An 18570-nucleotide genomic window follows, 5' to 3' on the forward strand; every position below is an offset into this window, starting at 1 on the left:
GCGGCCAGCGCCCAGGGTTGTAAGCCCTTCCCTGAAATGTTAGATGGCGGCACCATTCCCATGCCCCTCGAGGAAAAGCCAATGGCAGACGATAACAACAACGGTGCGACCAGCCCCACTCTTTCGATCCTTGCGCAATATACCAAGGACCTCTCCTTCGAAAATCCGGGCGCGCCGCGTTCGCTGCAGGCTCGCGACAAGGCGCCGACGATCAACATCAATGTGAACGTCAACGCCAACCCGCTTTCCGATACGGATTTCGACGTCGTGCTGTCGCTGAATGCCGAAGCCAAGGACGGCGACAAGACGGTCTTCCACACCGAGCTCGTCTATGGCGGTGTCTTCCGCGTTGCCGGTTTCCCGCAGGAACACATGCTGCCGGTTCTCTTCATCGAGTGCCCGCGCATGCTCTTCCCCTTCGCCCGTCAGATTATCGCCGACGTTACCCGCAACGGCGGTTTCCCGCCGCTGATGATCGACCCGATCGACTTCACGCAGATGTTCGCTCAGCGCGTCGCCGAAGAACAGGCCCGCGCCAAGGTTCAGGCCGTTCCGAACTGATCGAAGCTTTTCGGTTTGAAATGCTGATGCCCGGGCAAGTCCCGGGCATTTTCAATTGAGGCTGTCGTATTTCGCCCAGATGCCTTTTTCGCCGAGCTTGGCGACGAGCGCCTGATGCGCCTCGGCCTCGACTTCGCTGAAGCGCGGGGCGAGCGGGCGGGGTCGCTGAAGCACTGCGGCAATCACCCCTGCCTCTTCCGACATTTCACCGCGACCGGTCTGCCCGGATTGAGTAGACATGCCAAGGCCAAGGGCTGCCTGTCTGCCGCCGATCATCTCGATATAGACTTCGGCCAGCAGTTCGGAGTCGAGCAGCGCGCCGTGTTTGGTACGATGCGAATTGTCGATGCCATAACGCCGGCAGAGCGCGTCGAGCGAATTCGGCCCCATCGGATGTTTGCGCCGCGCCATCGACAGGGTATCGAGCACCCGTTCCGGCAAGATCGGCGGCAAACCGATCCGGGCGAATTCGGCGTTGATGAAGCCCATATCGAAGGTGGCGTTGTGGGCAATCCACTTCGCGTCGCCGAAGAAAGCGAGGATCTCTTCGGCCACCTCCGCGAACGGCTTCTTGTCCTTCAGGAATTCATCGGTGATGCCGTGCACGGCGAGCGCATCCGGATGAACCTTCTGATCTCCTGGATTGATGAAGATGTGGATCGTGTTGCCTGTCGGGAAATGATTGAAAAGCTCGATGCCGCCGATTTCGATGATACGGTCGGCGCGGTTGTCGAGGCCGGTGGTTTCCGTATCGAAGATGATCTCACGCATTCCGGAAATCTCCCTTGGCAATCCGCAATTTCAGATCGGCGACGATCTCAAGCACCCGTGCTCTCGTCTCCGCAATGCTGTGGCTGGTGTCGATCAGATAATCGGCGCGACGCCGTTTTTCCGCATCCGGCGTCTGGCGAGAAAGAATCATGTCGAATTTTTCCTCCGTCATGTCTTCGCGCGCAAGCACCCTCTGGCGCTGAATCTGTGGATCGGTGCTGACGACGACGATAACATCCACTCTTTCCCAGGCGCCTGTTTCAAAGAGTAAGGGAATATCGAGCAAGACCATCTGGGCGCCGGCGGCGCGCTGCCGAGCCAAAAATTCCTCTTCGCGTTTGCGAACCAGCGGATGGACGATCGCTTCCAGGCGTTTGAAACCTTCGGGATCAAGGGCGAGCTGGCGGCCGAGCTCATGCCGGTCCACTGCTCCATCCTTCATCGTGCCGGGGAAGGCGGCATCCACCAATGGGGCTGCCTCGCCGGCATAGAGGTCGTGGACCACCGCATCAGAGTCGTTCAACGGGATTCCGGCGTCGGCGAAGAGCTTTCCCGCCGTTGATTTTCCCATTCCGATGGAGCCGGTAAGGCCGATCCTCAACATCTCAATGTGCTTCCATATCCGCGACGATGAGCGCGCGCAGTGCCGCATCGACGACCGGATGCTTTCCGAACCATTTCTCAAAGCCGGGCACGGCCTGATGCAGCAGCATGCCGAGACCATCGACGATAGAAAATCCCTGCTCTTCCGCCTGCGTCAGGATCGGCGTCTTCAACGGGATATAGACGATATCGGTGACCACAGCATCGGCCGCAAGGGTCGTGAAATCGAGTTGCGGCGCCACCTCGCCGTCCATGCCGAGAGAGGTGGTGTTGATGAAGAGGCCGGCGCCGTTCATCACTTCGCCAAGCGCACCGACCGGGTGGGCGCGAACTCTGGGTCCGAAGCGATCGGCCAGTTCGCGCGCGCGTTCGACGGTACGGTTGACGACATGAATCTCCTTGAAACCACGATCGCGAACCGCCTGGATGATCGCCCGGCTGGCGCCGCCGGCGCCGAAGACGACCGCGGTATCATGTCGATCCCACCCGGGGTGGCGCTCATCGAGGTTGGCGGTGAAACCACGGCCGTCGGTATTGGTTGCGTGAAGGACACCGTCTTCCAGCCAAAGCGTGTTCGAAGCGCCGAGCTCATGCGACAGCTGATCCGGTCTATCGGCAAGCCGGAACGCCATTTCCTTGTGAGGGATGGTGACATTGCCTCCGACAAAACCGGAACGGCCCTCCTTGAGCGAGGCGATGAAATCCGCAAAAGCATCCGGCGCAACCTCATGCGCGCGGTAGCTGCCCGGCAGACCGAGCGTCTTCAGCCAGTAGCCATGGATCAGGGGCGAGCGCGAATGCTTGACGGGAAAGCCGGTGACAAACGCCTTCGGCCCAAATGTTTCACGTGAATCATCCATCGATCGCTCCGAATTCCCGCAGTTTTTTCAGAAGCGGCAGCATCGGCAGGCCGAGAATGGTGAAATAGTCACCTTCGATTTTCTCGAACAGCTGGATGCCCTCCCCTTCCAATTGATAGGCACCGACGCTGGAAAGCGTCCGCTCGCCGACCCGCGCCAGATGCCTGGCGATGAAATCCGAGCTCAATGGCCGCATCGTCAATTCCGCATGTGCCAGATGCTCCCACACGACCACGCCATCGCGGACGATCGCAACGGCGCTGTTCAATCGGTGGGTTACTCCGGACAGGGTTTTAAGGTGATTAGCGGCATCGACCATGTCCCTCGGCTTGTGGAAGACGTGCTCGCCGAGCGACATTGTCTGATCCGAACCAATGACGAGACTGCCGGGAAAACGGCTGCTGACGTCTTCCGCCTTGGCCTTGGCCAGAACCAGGGCGACCGCACCGGCTCCCGCGCCTGATTTTTCCAACGGGGCTTCCACTGCCCTTTCATCTATCTTTGCGGCATGCGCTTCGAAAGATAGCCCGGCATTTTCCATCAGCATCCGCCGAAAGGGACTCGACGATGCAAGAATGAGTTTCGCTGTCATGGGTTCCTCGACGTGCCGACTTCCGTCAGCGCTTAGCGCAGCTTCGGGCGCAGGGCAACGATTGCCGCGGCGGTTTCCTCGATCGAGCGACGGGTGACGTCGATCAGCGGCCAGCTGTGGCGGGCGCAAAGCGAACGGGCATATTTCAATTCCTCGGAGATCGCGGCGCGATCGGTATAATGTTCGCGGTCAAAGCCCTGCGTTGTCCCGAGTATACGGTTTTCCCGCACCTGGGAAATGCGGTCGGTCGTGGCGATGAGGCAGACGATCAGCGGCTTCGTTGCAGCAAACAGGCTCTCCGGCAAGGGTACGCCATAGACGATCGGAATGTTCGCCGTCTTGATGCCACGGTTGGCAAGATAGATGCTGGTTGGCGTTTTCGAGGTGCGGCTGATCCCGATGATAACAACATCGGCGTCATTATAATCATCCGGCATCTGGCCGTCATCGTGATCCATGGTGAAATTCAGCGCTTCGATGCGCGCGAAGTAGCCGGCGTTCATCACATGCTGGGCGCCGACGCGTCGGCGGGACGGAGCGCCGAGATAGATCTGAAACGCGTTCATGACAGGTTCCAGCACATTGACCGAGGCAACGCCCATTTCAGCGCAGCGCTCATCGATGAGGCTCGCAAGCTCGCGGTCGACGATCGTATAGAGCACGATGCCAGGTGCGTCATCGATCGCCTGTAAAACCGGCAGCAGCTGCTTTCGATTGCGGATCAGGGGATAGACGTGTTCGATCGGCTGAGCGGATCTGAACTGGGCCGATGCGGCGCGGCCGGCGGAGATGAGAGTCTCTCCCGTTGAGTCAGAAATCAGATGCAGATGAAAGAAGTTCGTTCTGTTCTCCACGCTATTTTCCGCTGCCTGTTGAAAAGACTGGATGAAAGGGAGCTAAGGCACCGAGGCGGTCTCCGGCAGGGGAAAACATGCCGCCTTATCCACATTTCGAATTTTGCAGATCGGTTTCATCGGACCCTGTGGATGATGGGGAACAGTTCGATCTCTTTAGAGCAGGTCCACAGCTTATCCACAAGCAGGAAGAAAATCACCTGCCCGGAAGGGACTGGAATCATTTTCGGATTCGAATTCTCCCCAAACTTTGCGGGCAATCGGCGAATTCGCTCGCGGAACTTTGCCGGCGCGCGACAAATAGCATCGGCGGTGGATGGATTTTAATCCTTGATAGACACCGACTCTAAGAAATAGAAACCTTTTAAAATATCTTTGATTTTTTATAGGGAAGAAGCGCTTGAGCGAGACGCGCCGAAAGATCATGAGGGTTCTCGATGGCGAAAGCCTCTCCCCTCCTCCTCTCTGGCTGATGAGACAGGCAGGACGCTATCTCCCGGAATACAGAGAGACGCGGGCAAAGGCAGGGAGTTTTCTCGATCTCTGCTACACACCGGATTATGCCGTCGAAGTGACATTGCAGCCGATCCGCCGCTATGGCTTCGATGCGGCGATCCTGTTTTCCGATATTCTCGTCATTCCCGATGCGATGAAGCGGAATGTCCGCTTCACCGAAGGCCATGGCCCTGAAATGGATCCGATCGATGAAACCGGTATAGGAAGATTGGATGGAGAAGGGATCGTTGACTACCTCCAGCCCGTTCTGGAAACGGTGCGACGGCTGCGTGACGCACTGCCCGACGAGACGACGCTGCTCGGCTTCTGTGGCGCGCCCTGGACGGTTGCGACCTATATGATCGCCGGTCACGGCACCCCGGATCAGGCTCCCGCCCGCCTCTTCGCCTACAAGCATCCCCGAGCCTTCGAACATCTGCTGATGCTGTTGGCGGACGTGTCGGCCGATTATCTCGTCGCCCAGATCGATGCCGGAGCCGACGCCGTGCAGATCTTCGATTCGTGGGCCGGCGTTCTCGGCGAAAAAGAGTTCGAGGCATTCGCGATCAGGCCGGTTGCACGGATGATTGCTTCGATCAAGTCGCGACGGCCGCATGCCCGTATCATCGCTTTCGCCAAGGGCGCAGGCTACCAGCTGAAAACCTATCGGCAAAAGACTGGCGCCGATGCGATCGGTCTCGATTGGTCGGTGCCTTTGGCTTTTGCCGCCGAGCTTCAGAAGGATGGGCCGGTTCAGGGCAACCTCGATCCGATGCGCGTCGTTGCCGGCGGCCGGGCGCTGGATGAGGGTATCGACGATATTCTCCAGCATCTCGGCAATGGACCGCTTATTTTCAATCTCGGTCATGGCATCACGCCGCAGGCCGACCCCGAACATGTGCGCGTGCTCGTCGATCGCGTCCGAGGCCTGATGTGACGATGGAAAAGCAGACAGACCGGAAACCCGGCACTTATGCCCGGCGGCGCGCTCATTTTGCGCTGGCCTTCTTCGCGCTGATCGCGGTCGGACTTTTCGCCTGGAATCCTGATAATCTCTATCTCTGGATCAAGGCGCTCCACATCATTGCGGTTATCTCCTGGATGGCCGGATTGTTCTATATGCCGCGGCTCTTCATCTACCACACCGATGCCGCGCCGGGGTCGGTGCAATCTGAAACCTTCAAGGTGATGGAGCGCCGGCTGCTTCGGATTATCATGACGCCAGCGATGATGCTGACCTGGATTTTCGGTCTCTATCTCGCCTGGTCGGTCTACGGATTCCACGGCGGATGGCTGCATGCGAAGATGGGCCTCGTCGTGCTGCTGACCGGTATTCATGTGTTTTTTAGCCGCGCGGTCAGGGCGTTCGAGCGAGATGAAAATCGCCGCTCCGCCCGCTATTGGCGGTTCATGAACGAGGCCCCGACTGTGCTGATGATCCTGATCGTGATCCTCGTCGTGGTGAAGCCGTTCTGAGGGTAAATCGCCCTCAGGTTAAATTTGCTTCATTTTAAGCAGCCCCCTTGCGGCAATGATTGCGACTCGCTATTTTCCGCGCATCTCATCTTCGTGGCATGTGTGTAGAGTTCAGTCGTCTGCGAGCCCCTTTCGCAGTACCGAAAACGACCCAACATCGCCTTTCCCCTTCGAAATTGAAAAGAGTATTGGTCACTTCATGGCTGAAATGAAGCTTCAGGAACTTAAGAGCAAATCCCCGACGGATCTTCTGGCTTTCGCCGAGTCGCTCGAGGTCGAGAATGCAAGCACGATGCGCAAGCAGGAGCTGATGTTTGCGATCCTCAAGATGCTCGCCAGCCAGGATGTCGAAATCATCGGCGAAGGCGTCGTCGAAGTGCTGCAGGACGGGTTCGGTTTCCTGCGTTCGGCCAATGCGAACTACCTGCCGGGTCCTGACGATATCTATATCTCCCCGTCGCAGATCCGCCGTTTCTCGCTCAAGACAGGTGATACGGTCGAGGGCCCCATCCGCGGGCCGAAGGAAGGCGAGCGCTATTTCGCGCTGCTCAAGGTCAACACCATCAATTTCGACGATCCGGAAAAGATCCGTCACAAGGTTCATTTCGACAATCTGACGCCGCTCTATCCGAACGAGCGCTTCAAGATGGAACTCGATATTCCGACCTCCAAGGATCTGTCACCGCGCGTGATCGATCTCGTGGCGCCGCTCGGCAAGGGCCAGCGCGGATTGATCGTCGCGCCACCGCGCACGGGTAAGACTGTTCTCCTGCAGAACATCGCGCATTCGATCACGGCGAACCATCCGGAATGCTACCTCATCGTTCTCCTGATCGATGAGCGTCCTGAGGAAGTGACCGATATGCAGCGCTCTGTCCGCGGCGAGGTTATCTCCTCGACGTTCGACGAGCCGGCCGTGCGTCACGTTCAGGTGGCCGAAATGGTCATCGAAAAGGCAAAGCGCTTGGTCGAGCATGGGCGCGACGTCGTCATCCTGCTCGATTCGATCACGCGCCTCGGCCGCGCCTACAACACGGTCGTTCCCTCCTCCGGCAAGGTTCTGACGGGCGGCGTCGACGCCAATGCGCTGCAGCGCCCGAAGCGCTTCTTCGGCGCTGCGCGCAATATCGAGGAAGGTGGCTCACTGACGATTATCGCCACCGCGCTGATCGATACCGGCAGCCGCATGGACGAAGTCATCTTCGAAGAGTTCAAGGGCACCGGCAACTCGGAAATCGTCCTCGACCGCAAGGTTGCCGACAAGCGCATCTTCCCGGCGATGGATATTCTCAAGTCCGGCACGCGCAAGGAAGACCTTCTCGTTCCACGCCAGGATCTGCAGAAGATCTTCGTGCTCCGCCGTATCCTCGCGCCGATGGGCACGACCGATGCGATCGAATTCCTTATCGACAAGCTCAAGCAGACGAAGAACAATTCCGACTTCTTCGACTCGATGAACACCTAATCCGTAGCCGGATTCATCTTTTAAAGGCTGGTGGCATCGTCGTGATGCCGCCAGCTTTTCTATTTAAGAGAGATCGATTCGGACTCGAACCAGTAAACCAGACGGCATCGCCATGGAGAATGACACCATATACGCCCTTTCGAGCGGCGCGCCGCCTTCGGGTGTTTCGGTCGTTCGCATCAGCGGACCATCGACCAGAGACGTGCTGGTGCGCCTCATCGGGTCTGTTCCCATCGATCGAACCGCTGCCTACCGAACGATTCGGACTCGTAACAACCAACCGATAGACAGCGGTTTGGTGCTGTTCTTTCCCGCGCCCAACTCGTTTACCGGTGAGGACGTTGCCGAGCTGCAGATTCATGGCAGCAAAGCCGTGCTGGCGGCGCTGTTTCACGCGCTCGGCGATATTGAGGGTGTTCGGATGGCCGTCGAGGGCGAATTCTCCCGGCGGGCCTTCGAAAACGGCAAGCTTGACATCGTTGAGGTTGAAGGATTGGCCGATCTCATCGGCGCCGAAACGGAAATGCAACGGCGCCTCGCCGTTGAACATAGTGCCGGCGGGCTCTCAGCTATTTACGATTCGTGGGCGGAACGATTGACCCGCGCGCGGGCTCTTGTCGAAGCGGAACTTGATTTTCCCGATGAAGACGATGTTCCAGGTTCGGTGTCGGATATGGTCTGGACCGATATGGAGAAACTTCGCCACGATATCGAGCAGCACCTGCAGGCCGCTTCGGCGGGCGAGATTATCAGGGACGGTTTCAAGGTCGTTATCGCCGGCGCCCCGAATGCCGGCAAATCAAGCTTGCTCAACGCCCTGGCGCGTCGCGACGTGGCGATCGTCACCGATATCGCCGGAACGACACGCGACGTCCTGCAGGCGGATCTCGACATAGACGGGTATCTGATCAAGCTCTATGATACCGCAGGCCTTCGCGAGGCGGAGGACAGGGTGGAGATGGAAGGCGTGCGGCGCGCACGGATCGCGCTTCGCGATGCCGATCTTGTTCTGCTGCTGGTCGACATGACGAATCCCGTGATACCCGACGACTTGGAGCGGAGTTCTCCCCATGTTACTGTCGGTACCAAGAGGGATCTCGTCGATGCCGCGTCGGATTACTATGATCTGCAGATTTCGACCGCGACAGGTGATGGTTTGCCGGAATTGCGGGAGCTGATTGGAAGCGTCGTCGCCGAGCGTTTTGGCGGCTTGTCCATGGCGATCCCCAGCCGGCAACGACATAAGGATTCGCTGACGAAATGTTTGGCGGCACTGGACACGGCAATTTCGCAAACAGATGTGAACCTCGAGCTGCGGACCGAGCAGCTTCGAATTGCTGCCGACTATTTGGGTAGGATTACAGGAAGAGTGGATGTCGAACAGCTGCTTGGTGTGATCTTCTCGGAGTTTTGTATCGGCAAATGATTCACGTGAAACCTTTCGGGCCAGGCGTCTCTCAGGTTTCACGTGAAACGCCTGCTGGAATTGGAGCTTTGGAATGACCGATAAAGTCTATGATGTGATCGTGATCGGCGGCGGCCATGCGGGGTCGGAGGCTGCAAGCGCCGCCGCGCGCCTGGGCGCAAAGACTGCGCTCGTGACGCATAGACGCGATACGATCGGTGTCATGTCATGCAATCCTGCCATTGGTGGTCTCGGCAAGGGGCATCTTGTTCGAGAGATTGACGCCATGGACGGTCTGATGGGCCGTATTGCCGATGTCGCCGGAATTCAGTTCAGGATGCTGAACAAGAAGAAGGGCGCAGCCGTCCGGGGGCCGCGGACACAGGCTGACCGAAAGCTCTATCGCCTGGCGATGCTGGCGGCGATCGAGGCAACACCCGGCCTGGATATCGTCGAAGGTGATGCGTTTGATCTGGATGTTGTCGAGGGCCGCGTGGCTGGGGTGATCATGAAGGATGGTCGCACCTTCAAGACGCCGGCTGTGGTTTTGACGACGGGAACTTTTCTTCGCGGTCTCATTCACATCGGTTCGAACAAGACCCCCGCCGGACGCGTCGGTGAAGCACCGTCGATCGGACTGTCCGCAACACTGGCGCGGCTGGGATTGCGGCTGGGACGTTTGAAGACTGGAACACCTGTCCGGCTGGATGGAAAGACGATCGATTGGCAATCGGTGGGCAGACAGGGCGCTGACGAGGAGCTCGTACCCTTCTCATTCATGACCGACGAGATTACCACGCCGCAAATCGAATGTGGTGTGACCCGCACGACCGAAGCGACGCATCGTATCATTGTCGATAACATCATGCGTTCGGCGATGTATTCGGGACAGATCGAAGGCGTCGGACCAAGATATTGCCCCTCGATCGAGGACAAGCTGGTTAAGTTCGGAGAGCGGGACGGACACCAGGTCTTCCTCGAGCCTGAAGGCCTGGACGACGATACCGTCTATCCGAACGGAATTTCGACCTCTCTGCCGGTGGAGGTTCAGGCCGATTTCATCAAGACCATTCCTGGCCTGGAGACGGCCAGAATATTGCAGCCGGGTTACGCCATCGAGTATGATCATGTCGATCCGAGAGAGCTGACGCCGTCGCTGGAGGTCAAGCGGTTGAAGGGGCTGTTTCTGGCCGGCCAGATCAACGGCACCACCGGTTACGAAGAGGCAGCGGCCCAAGGCCTGGCCGCGGGGTTGAATGCTGCATTGCAAAGCAGTGATTCGGATCCGTTCCATTTTAGCCGGACGAACTCCTATATCGGGGTGATGATCGACGACCTGACATCGCGCGGCGTTACGGAACCGTACCGAATGTTTACATCGAGGGCGGAATACAGACTGACGCTGCGGGCAGACAATGCCGACATGCGATTGACGCCGCTGGCGATGCAGCTTGGCTGTGTCAGCGGCGAGCGCACACGGCGATTCACATCCCATCAGGCAGAAATTGAGGCTGGCCGGGCGCTGTTGACATCACTGGCGGTGACGCCGAACGAGGCACGACGTGCGGGTTTGAATATCAATCTGGATGGGCAGCGCCGTACGGCCTATGATCTGTTGTCCTATCCGAACTATAATTTTGTCGAACTTCAACGCGTTTGGCCTGAGACGCTCGGGGCGATCGCGCCGAAGGTCGCAGAGGCATTGGAGATTGAAGCAGGTTATTCGGTTTATCTGGATAGGCAGGCTACGGCGATCGCTGATCAGCAACGTGACGAGCAGCGGCAGATCCCGTCGGATTTCAACTACATCGTTCTCTCCGGCCTTTCCAACGAGCTCAAGGCGAAGCTTGATGCAGCTCGACCTTTTAACATCGCCCAGGCAGCCGTTGTCGAGGGGATGACACCGGCGGCAATTGCGCTGCTGCTTGTGCACCTGCGTCGGCTGAATTCATCCGAGCGGCATAGCGCCTAATACAAGATCTGAGAGTCCCTCATAATGGAATTAAACGGTTTACGTGTTTCACGTGAAACACAGGAGCGGCTTAGCCACTTCGCGGTGCTCTTTCAGAAGTGGGCCAAAACCATCAATCTGGTGGCTCCATCAACACTCGATGATTTATGGCGCCGGCACATCGCTGACAGCAGCCAGATCTTCCAGATCCATCCTGAGCCGGTTACCTGGGTCGATCTGGGAAGTGGCGGCGGTTTCCCCGGCGTCATTACGGCGATTTTCTTGGCCGAACTGCAGAACGGATGGGTGCATCTGGTCGAAAGCAACCACAAGAAGGCGGCCTTCCTTCGAACGGCGCTGCGCGAGACGGATGCGCGTGGGAGTGTGCATGCCATTCGAATCGAGGAGGCGCATGCGGAAATCGGCGAATGCCGAGCGATCTCCGCGAGAGCCCTAGCTGATCTTGACGGGCTCATCGGGTATTCGGCGCCTTGGATGGTTGGGAATGAAAATTGTCGCGGCCTTTTCCATAAAGGCCGGGATTACCTGAGGGAAATCGACAAAGCACGTGGTCGGTGGGAATTCGATCTGCTAGAACATAAGAGCGCCGTCGAGCAGGAATCTGTTATTTTGGAAATATCAAATCTCCGGCGCTTGGTTTAACAGATCGGATATTGCGGCAATGGCTGGCGAACGACATCGGATTATCACCATCGCAAATCAGAAGGGTGGTGTTGGTAAAACGACCACCGCAATCAACCTGGCAACGGCACTTGCCGCTATTGGAGAGCGGGTCTTGATCATAGATCTCGATCCGCAAGGCAATGCCAGCACCGGCCTCGGTATCGACCGTCGCAATCGCAAACTCTCCTCCTACGACCTGATGGTTGGTGATCGCGGCATCAGCGAGGTAACGCTCGAAACTGCGGTGCCCAACCTCTTCATCGTTCCGTCGACGATGGATCTGCTGGGCATCGAGATGGAGATCGCGCAGCAGAGCGATCGCGTTTTCAAATTGCGGAAGGCGCTGTCGACGCCGGAAGCGATGGCGTTTTCCTATATCCTTTTGGACTGCCCGCCCTCATTCAATCTGCTGACGATGAATGCCATGGCGGCCGCCCACTCCGTGCTGGTGCCGCTGCAATGTGAATTCTTTGCCCTGGAAGGGTTGAGCCAGTTGCTCGAGACTGTCAGCCAGGTTCGCCGAACAGTCAATCCACGGCTGGATATTCAGGGCATCGTTTTGACGATGTTCGATGCGCGCAACAATCTTGCTCAGCAGGTGGTCAATGATGTGCGCACGCATCTTGGGGAAAAGGTTTACCACACGTTAATTCCGCGCAATGTCCGGGTTTCGGAGGCGCCGTCCTATGGCAAGCCTGCCATTCTCTATGATCTGAAATGCGCGGGCAGCCAGGCCTATCTTCAGCTGGCTTCCGAGGTTATCCAGCGGGAACGCCAGAGACTGGCTGCCTGATATCATTGCATGAGATGTAGGGTTTAGGTCATGAATGACGATGTATCGAAAAGACGCTTGGGCCGCGGTCTTGCGGCGCTGATTGGCGAAATGGATCAACCGGTCCCGGTAGAGGCCGAGCGGACTATCAGCGCCGACAGAATGATTCCGATCGAGTTCGTCAGCCGTAACCCTCGCAATCCTCGTCGTTTTTTCGATGACGCAGAGCTGCATGATCTCGCCAGTTCCATTCGCCAGCACGGTATCGTCCAGCCGATCGTGGTGCGGACAATGTCGCGGGATCAGTATGAAATCATTGCCGGCGAGCGGCGCTGGCGTGCGGCCCAGCTTGCTGGGCTGATCGAGATCCCGGTCATTATCCGTGATGTCGATGACAAGACGGCGCTCGAAATCGCCATTGTCGAAAACGTCCAGCGAGCGGACCTCAACGCTCTCGAAGAAGCTTTGGGGTATGAGCAGCTGATCGCGGAGTATGGCTATACCCAGAACGACCTCGGTGAAATCATCGGCAAAAGCCGTAGCCATGTCGCCAACTCATTGCGTCTGCTGAAACTGCCCGATCCGGTTCGCGATCTGCTCGCGGCCGGAAGTCTGTCGGCTGGACATGCCCGCGCGCTCGTTTCGACCTCTGATCCGGCGAGCCTTGCCCGCACGATCGTTGCGAAGGGCATGTCGGTGCGCGACGCGGAAAAGCTTGCCCAAAACAATATCAAGGCGCAATCGGAGCCGCAGCATCCGGCCGCGCGACGCGATCAGAAGGATTCCGATACGCTGGCTTTGGAGCGCACACTGTCCGATGCGCTCGGTCTTGAGGTTGCGATCAACCACAAGGCAGGCGGCGGCCAGATCAAAATTTCCTACAAGTCCCTGGAGCAGCTCGAAGAGATCTGCCGTTTGCTTGAAAGACGGTAATCAGGCCGATTTGCGAGCGGATTGAAGGGTGGTGGAAAGAAGCGTTTGCATCGCAACGCTGTCTTCCAGCACCTGGCGCCGTCGGCTTTGCAGAATTGCGGCCTGCAAACGATTGGATTCACGCGCGATGCTTTCCGCGGTCCACTGGCGCAGGGCCTGTTCGATGATTGGTTTTCGGCGGAAATGCAGATGCCGGCCCATTGTCTGCATGACTTGCGGCGCCTGCAGGCGTTTTTCTTCCATCTCGGCGCGCATCGTATCCAAGAGCTGGAACTGCTTCAGGCATGCCTGCAGCACGAGAAAGATGGCAGTCTTTGAGCTACTGATCTTCTGCATGGCGTGCAGAAAAGCATTCAGATCACCACTCAAAATCGCATCGACGGCATCATCGACAGAGATCGCGCTGGCATCGCCAATTATTTCGGTAACGTGATGTTCTTCGATCGTGTCCAAGCCGCGACAATAAAGCGCAAGCTTGCGTACTTCGTTTCGGGAGGCGATGCGATCGCCGCCGATCAACGCGACGAGCGCCTGGCGCGCGGCGGGCGTAATGCGCTTTTCCGCGCCGAGTTCGGCGTCGATCAAGCCATTCAGGGCGCGGCTGTCATCGGCATAAGAGGGGATCGTCATGACAGAGCGCGCCGCTTCCGCGGTCTTGCGAAGCAGAGAACCCTTCTTGAGATCGCCCGCTTCCACGATCAGATAGGCGGCTTCGAGCGGCTTTTCGGCCAGCAGCGCCAGCGAATCGACAAGATATTTCTCGTTGGCGGCGCCGCGGATCCAGATTAGCTTTTCGCCACCGAACAGACCGATTGACTGGGCTTCGTCGACCAGCCGTCCGGGATCCTTCTGCAGATCGCCGACATCGAGTTTCGTCAGCGAGAAGGGATCATCCAGGGCAACACCGGTCTTGCCGGCAAGCAATCCCGCACGTTCGGATACGAGGCCGCGATCCGGGCCGTAAATGACATAGATCCGATAGTTCCGCGCCGATTTCTGCAGAAAGTTTTCGAATTCGTGGGACTTTATCTCTGCCACATCCCGCCCTCAGCGGCTGAGGGCAGCGGCGATATCGGCCCCTACGAATTCCGCCGCCTGATCCGCGGCGCGGTTTTCGGCATCGCGGATCGCCCTTTGCTTGGCGAATTCCTGTTCGGAGAAATCCACCAGGGCTGTCGCCTGGCGGCTGCCGGCTTTGATGATGTGGCTGTCGGCCACGGCGCGCAGCGTGTAAATGACATTGACCGTCACGCGGCCGGCTTTCGACGTATCGCCCGATTTTGCCAGCAGCGTATCGGCCACAGCCGACGCGGCGCGTATCTCGACCTGATATTGCGGGTTTACCGCTTCGCCGGCACCGCGCGACGCAAGGAAGATCAGCCGGTTGCGAACCTGCTGCTCAACCCGGCTGGTCGCTTCGGAAAAGCCGACAGAGGAAAGCTTCTCAACGACGCCGGAGCTTTCGGAGTAAAGCGGCCGAACCTGGCAGGCAGAGAGAAAAGCCGCGGAGGCAAGGATCATGGCGATGCCGGCATTGCGAGCCAGCTTGCAAGCGATATCAGACGACAATGTTCACAATCCTTTGGGGAACCACGATGATCTTCTTCGGTGCCTGCCCGTTCAGCGCGTTCTTCACCGCCTCCAGATCCAGCACGGCGTCGGTGACGGCATTCTGATCTGCGTCGCGAGAAATTGTCAATTCAGCGCGCTTCTTGCCATTGATCTGCACCGGCAGGACGACGTCGTTTTCCATCACGAGCGTCTCGTCGTAGCGCGGCCAGCTTGTACGGGCAAGCAGCCCGTCATTGCCGAGCACTGACCAGCATTCTTCGGCAAGATGCGGGGTCATCGGCGCGACGAGCTGGATGAGGATTTCCGCAGCCTCTCGCACCGCTGCGCGATAGGTGGCATCACCCTCGCCGGCTGCGACCTTCGTCAGCGGCGCGGCCAGTGCGTTGACCAGTTCATAGATCCGGGCAACGGCTTTGTTGAACCAGAGCTTGTCGTAGTCGTTCTGGACAGCCTTCAGGGTCTTGTGCGCGACCTGCGAGATCGCGAGCGCTTCCCCGTCACCCGCAGGCGCCGGCGCCACGGCGGACAAGGCTTCCGCCGCTTCCGAAATCAGACGCCACAGGCGCTGGGTGAAACGATGTGCGCCTTCGACGCCTGCCTCGGACCAGATGACGTCGCGCTCCGGCGGGGAGTCGGACAGAACGAAGAAGCGGGCGGTATCGGCGCCGTAGGAGGCAATGATATCGTCGGGATCAACGACGTTCTTCTTCGATTTCGACATCTTCTCGATCGAGCCGATGGCGACTTCTTCGCTCGTCGTCAGCAGATAGGCGCGGCGTTTGCCGTCAAGTTCCTCGATGCGGATGTCGGCGGGTGCGACCCATTCGCGGCCGGCGCCGGCCCCGCGGCTATAGGTTTCGTGCACCACCATGCCTTGCGTGAAGAGACCCTTGAAAGGCTCGCTGGCAGCGACATGGCCGGTCTCGCGCATGGCGCGGGTGAAGAAGCGGGAATAGAGCAGATGCAGGATCGCATGCTCGATACCGCCGATATACTGGTCGACTGGCAGCCAACGGTTAGCCGCCTCAGGATCTGTCGGATTTCCTTCCCAGGGCGCGGTAAAGCGAGTGAAATACCAGCTCGAATCGACGAAAGTGTCCATCGTGTCCGTCTCGCGGCGTGCATCCCTAGCGCAGTTCGGGCAGGAGACGTGACGCCAGGTCGGATGACGGTCGAGCGGATTGCCCGGCTGGTCGAAGGTCACGTCCTCCGGCAGCTTCACCGGCAGATCCTTCTTCGGCACCGGCACGACGCCGCAAGCATCGCAGTGAATGACCGGGATCGGGCAGCCCCAATAGCGCTGGCGCGAAATACCCCAGTCGCGCAGGCGGAAATTGACTTTCCGTTCGCCCTGCGGCGCGTTGCCGAGCGAAGCGGCGGACAGCCGATCGGCAACGATATTGAAGGCTTCCTCCGTCGTCTTGCCATCGAGGAAGCGCGAATTGATCATCACGCCTTCGCCGTCGTAGGCGGTATCGCCGACGGCAAAGCTTGCGGCATCACCATCCGCCGGCATGATGACCGGCACGACCGGCAGGCCGTATTTCCGTGCAAAATCAAGGTCACGCTGGTCGCCGGAGGGGCAGCCGAAGATCGCGCCCGTGCCATAGTCCATCAGGACGAAATTGGCGATGTAGACGGGCAGCTCCCAGGAGGGGTCGAGCGGATGCCTGACGCGGATGCCGGTATCCAGGCCCTTCTTCTCAGCGGTCTCGAGCGCGGCGAGCGAGGTGCCGGCGCGGCGGCACTCCTCGCAGAAGGCTTCGATATCAGGGTTCTTCGCGGCGGCATCCTTTGCCAGCGGATGATCGGCAGCAATCGCCAGGAAGGAGGCGCCGAACAGCGTGTCCGGCCGGGTCGTATAGACCGTGACTTCGGTCTCGCCGGCGGGTGCCGTTTCCGGCACGATCTCCCAACGGATCGTCAGGCCTTCCGACCGGCCGATCCAGTTCTTCTGCATCAGGCGCACTTTTTCCGGCCACTGGTCGAGCGTATCCAGCGCGTCCAGCAGGTCTTGGCTGAAATCGGTGATCTTGAAGAACCATTGCGTCAGTTCGCGCTGTTCGACCAGCGCACCGGAGCGCCAGCCGCGGCCGTCGATCACCTGTTCATTGGCAAGCACGGTGTTATCGACAGGATCCCAGTTCACCTTCGACTGCTTGCGATAGACCAACCCCTTTTCCAGGAAATCCAGGAAGAGATGCTGCTGGTGCTGGTAATATTCGACGTCGCAGGTGGCGAACTCGCGGCTCCAGTCCAGCGAAAGCCCCATGGCCTTCAGCTGCGCCTTCATCGAGCCGATGTTCTGGTAGGTCCAGGAAGCGGGATGCACGCCGCGCTCCATGGCGGCGTTTTCCGCCGGCATGCCGAAAGCGTCCCAGCCCATCGGATGCAGCACGTTGTAGCCGCGAGCGCGCTTGTAGCGGGCGACGACATCACCCATGGCGTAGTTGCGGACGTGGCCCATGTGAATACGCCCCGACGGATAGGGGAACATTTCGAGGACGTAGTATTTTTCGCGCGGATCGGCGTTGTCGGTCTCGAAGACCTTGTCTTCGTTCCATTTCTGCTGCCAACGGGGCTCGGCATCGCGCGGATTATAACGTTCGGTGGCCATGGTATTCGTATTTCCGGAAAATCAGGGGAGTTGGCCGAGACCTTCACCATGAAACCACCGTAGCGTCAAGTTTTGCAGGCGCCGCAGGCGTTCGATCTGCATGCCGGCCAGGCGATTTCGTGGAAGGCAGGTCTTGGCAAGCACAGAATGGCTGGTTAGTTCATTGCCAATCTTTTCATGCTGGTATGTCGAGGCGGAACGATGGAACTTCAAGAGCGCTTGAACGAGGTACGGTCGCGGATTGCGGCAGGCGAACGCGAGGCGGGCCGTCCGGCAGGTTCCGTTGATCTCGTCGCGGTGTCGAAGACGTTCGAGGCGGATGCGATCCGTCCGGCCATCGAGGCCGGGCAGCGCGTCTTCGGCGAAAACAGGGTGCAGGAAAGCCAAGGCAAATGGCCGGAGCTGAAGGCCGAGCAGCCGGATATCGAGCTACACCTGATCGGACCGCTGCAATCGAACAAGGCGGCGGATGCGGTTGCGCTTTTCGATGTGATCGAGACGGTGGACCGGGAAAAGATCGCCCGCGCGCTTGCCGAGGAGATGAAGCGGCAGGGCAAAACGCCGCGGCTTTATGTCCAGGTCAATACCGGGCTCGAACCGCAGAAGGCAGGCATTGCTCCGGAGGAAGTGCCGGCCTTCGTTACCCGTTGCCGCGATGAACTCGGCCTTTCCATCGACGGGCTGATGTGCATTCCGCCGGCCGAGGAAAATCCCGGGCCGCATTTCGCCCTGCTGGGAAAGCTCGCCCGCAAATGCGGCGTCGAAAAGCTTTCCATGGGCATGTCGGGCGATTACGAGACGGCGATCGCCTTCGGCGCCACCAGCGTGCGTGTCGGATCGGCGATTTTCGGCGCGCGCTGATACCCTGCTTTGGTCGGGCTTCCCGTCCTCCTCCTCCCGCTCTAAGCCTCAACATGTCGTTGCCCCAAAACCGCTGCACACTTTTGGGCGACATGCAC

At 58.9% G+C, this 18570-nt stretch carries 18 protein-coding genes; 10 read left to right on the top strand and 8 right to left on the bottom strand.

What is annotated here, in order from left to right:
• Window positions 1-81 precede the first annotated feature (81 nt).
• Window positions 82-561 (top strand): protein-export chaperone SecB, encoded by a 480-nt coding sequence (gene secB, locus EFB14_RS28400; protein ID WP_008528719.1) that lies wholly within the window; start codon window positions 82-84, stop codon window positions 559-561.
• Window positions 562-612: 51 nt separating this feature from the next.
• On the opposite strand, the gene dnaQ is transcribed toward secB, so the two are convergent.
• From dnaQ to EFB14_RS28425, 5 genes are read right to left on the bottom strand one after another with little or no spacing between them, the layout of a single operon-like run.
• The gene (gene dnaQ, locus EFB14_RS28405; protein WP_126829866.1) at window positions 613-1332 is read right to left on the bottom strand and encodes a DNA polymerase III subunit epsilon; all 720 of its coding nucleotides are present in this window, start codon (window positions 1330-1332) and stop codon (window positions 613-615) included.
• On the bottom strand, window positions 1325-1936 hold the full coding sequence (gene coaE, locus EFB14_RS28410) for a dephospho-CoA kinase (protein WP_126829868.1): 612 nt from the start codon (window positions 1934-1936) through the stop codon (window positions 1325-1327). Before coaE ends, dnaQ begins: the two co-directional genes overlap by 8 nt.
• Window position 1937: 1 nt before the next feature.
• Window positions 1938-2795, bottom strand: a complete 858-nt coding sequence (locus EFB14_RS28415) for a shikimate dehydrogenase (RefSeq protein ID WP_126829870.1) — start codon at window positions 2793-2795, stop codon at window positions 1938-1940.
• The gene (locus EFB14_RS28420; protein ID WP_126829872.1) at window positions 2788-3387 is read right to left on the bottom strand and encodes a Maf-like protein; all 600 of its coding nucleotides are present in this window, start codon (window positions 3385-3387) and stop codon (window positions 2788-2790) included. Before EFB14_RS28420 ends, EFB14_RS28415 begins: the two co-directional genes overlap by 8 nt.
• A gap of 32 nt (window positions 3388-3419) precedes the next feature.
• Window positions 3420-4241 (bottom strand): pyruvate, water dikinase regulatory protein, encoded by an 822-nt coding sequence (locus EFB14_RS28425; RefSeq protein ID WP_126829874.1) that lies wholly within the window; start codon window positions 4239-4241, stop codon window positions 3420-3422.
• Window positions 4242-4641: 400 nt separating this feature from the next.
• On the opposite strand from EFB14_RS28425, the gene hemE reads away from it, so the two are divergent.
• From hemE to EFB14_RS28470, 8 genes are all read left to right on the top strand, one after another.
• Window positions 4642-5673, top strand: a complete 1032-nt coding sequence (gene hemE / locus EFB14_RS28435; RefSeq protein WP_126829876.1) for a uroporphyrinogen decarboxylase — start codon at window positions 4642-4644, stop codon at window positions 5671-5673.
• A gap of 2 nt (window positions 5674-5675) precedes the next feature.
• The gene (gene hemJ / locus EFB14_RS28440) at window positions 5676-6212 is read left to right on the top strand and encodes a protoporphyrinogen oxidase HemJ (protein WP_126829878.1); all 537 of its coding nucleotides are present in this window, start codon (window positions 5676-5678) and stop codon (window positions 6210-6212) included.
• A 199-nt stretch (window positions 6213-6411) separates the two neighbouring features.
• A complete protein-coding gene (rho, locus tag EFB14_RS28445; protein ID WP_003571435.1) occupies window positions 6412-7677 on the top strand; it encodes a transcription termination factor Rho in 1266 nt (421 codons plus the stop codon).
• 106 nt (window positions 7678-7783) lie between these two features.
• The gene (gene mnmE / locus EFB14_RS28450) at window positions 7784-9103 is read left to right on the top strand and encodes a tRNA uridine-5-carboxymethylaminomethyl(34) synthesis GTPase MnmE (protein ID WP_183605089.1); all 1320 of its coding nucleotides are present in this window, start codon (window positions 7784-7786) and stop codon (window positions 9101-9103) included.
• 73 nt (window positions 9104-9176) lie between these two features.
• A complete protein-coding gene (gene mnmG, locus EFB14_RS28455) occupies window positions 9177-11054 on the top strand; it encodes a tRNA uridine-5-carboxymethylaminomethyl(34) synthesis enzyme MnmG (RefSeq protein WP_126829882.1) in 1878 nt (625 codons plus the stop codon).
• A gap of 24 nt (window positions 11055-11078) precedes the next feature.
• Window positions 11079-11696 carry a 16S rRNA (guanine(527)-N(7))-methyltransferase RsmG gene (rsmG, locus tag EFB14_RS28460; RefSeq protein ID WP_126829884.1) on the top strand — a complete coding sequence of 206 codons (618 nt, stop codon included), beginning with the start codon at window positions 11079-11081 and terminating at the stop codon, window positions 11694-11696.
• Between the two features lie 19 nt (window positions 11697-11715).
• Entirely contained in the window at window positions 11716-12510 is a 795-nt protein-coding gene (locus EFB14_RS28465) for a ParA family protein (protein WP_125849721.1), read from the top strand.
• A gap of 30 nt (window positions 12511-12540) precedes the next feature.
• Window positions 12541-13422 (top strand): ParB/RepB/Spo0J family partition protein, encoded by an 882-nt coding sequence (locus EFB14_RS28470; protein ID WP_126829886.1) that lies wholly within the window; start codon window positions 12541-12543, stop codon window positions 13420-13422.
• Here EFB14_RS28470 and holA read toward each other — a convergent pair whose 3' ends face one another.
• Genes holA through leuS form a run of 3 tightly spaced genes read right to left on the bottom strand, consistent with a single transcriptional unit; the run spans window position 13423 to window position 17611 of the window.
• Window positions 13423-14460 carry a DNA polymerase III subunit delta gene (gene holA, locus EFB14_RS28475; protein WP_126829888.1) on the bottom strand — a complete coding sequence of 346 codons (1038 nt, stop codon included), beginning with the start codon at window positions 14458-14460 and terminating at the stop codon, window positions 13423-13425.
• Between the two features lie 9 nt (window positions 14461-14469).
• Window positions 14470-14991: an LPS assembly lipoprotein LptE gene (locus tag EFB14_RS28480; RefSeq protein WP_126829890.1), complete on the bottom strand. Its 522-nt coding sequence runs from the start codon at window positions 14989-14991 to the stop codon at window positions 14470-14472.
• The gene (gene leuS, locus EFB14_RS28485; RefSeq protein ID WP_126829892.1) at window positions 14981-17611 is read right to left on the bottom strand and encodes a leucine--tRNA ligase; all 2631 of its coding nucleotides are present in this window, start codon (window positions 17609-17611) and stop codon (window positions 14981-14983) included. The genes EFB14_RS28480 and leuS overlap by 11 nt, the downstream gene beginning before the upstream one ends.
• 201 nt (window positions 17612-17812) lie before the next feature.
• Here leuS and EFB14_RS28490 point away from each other — a divergent pair, with 201 nt between their 5' ends.
• Window positions 17813-18472: a YggS family pyridoxal phosphate-dependent enzyme gene (locus EFB14_RS28490; RefSeq protein ID WP_126829894.1), complete on the top strand. Its 660-nt coding sequence runs from the start codon at window positions 17813-17815 to the stop codon at window positions 18470-18472.
• Window positions 18473-18570 lie beyond the last annotated feature (98 nt).

This window comes from Rhizobium fabae (assembly GCF_003985135.1).
Classification (GTDB): Bacteria; Pseudomonadota; Alphaproteobacteria; order Rhizobiales; family Rhizobiaceae; genus Rhizobium; species Rhizobium pisi.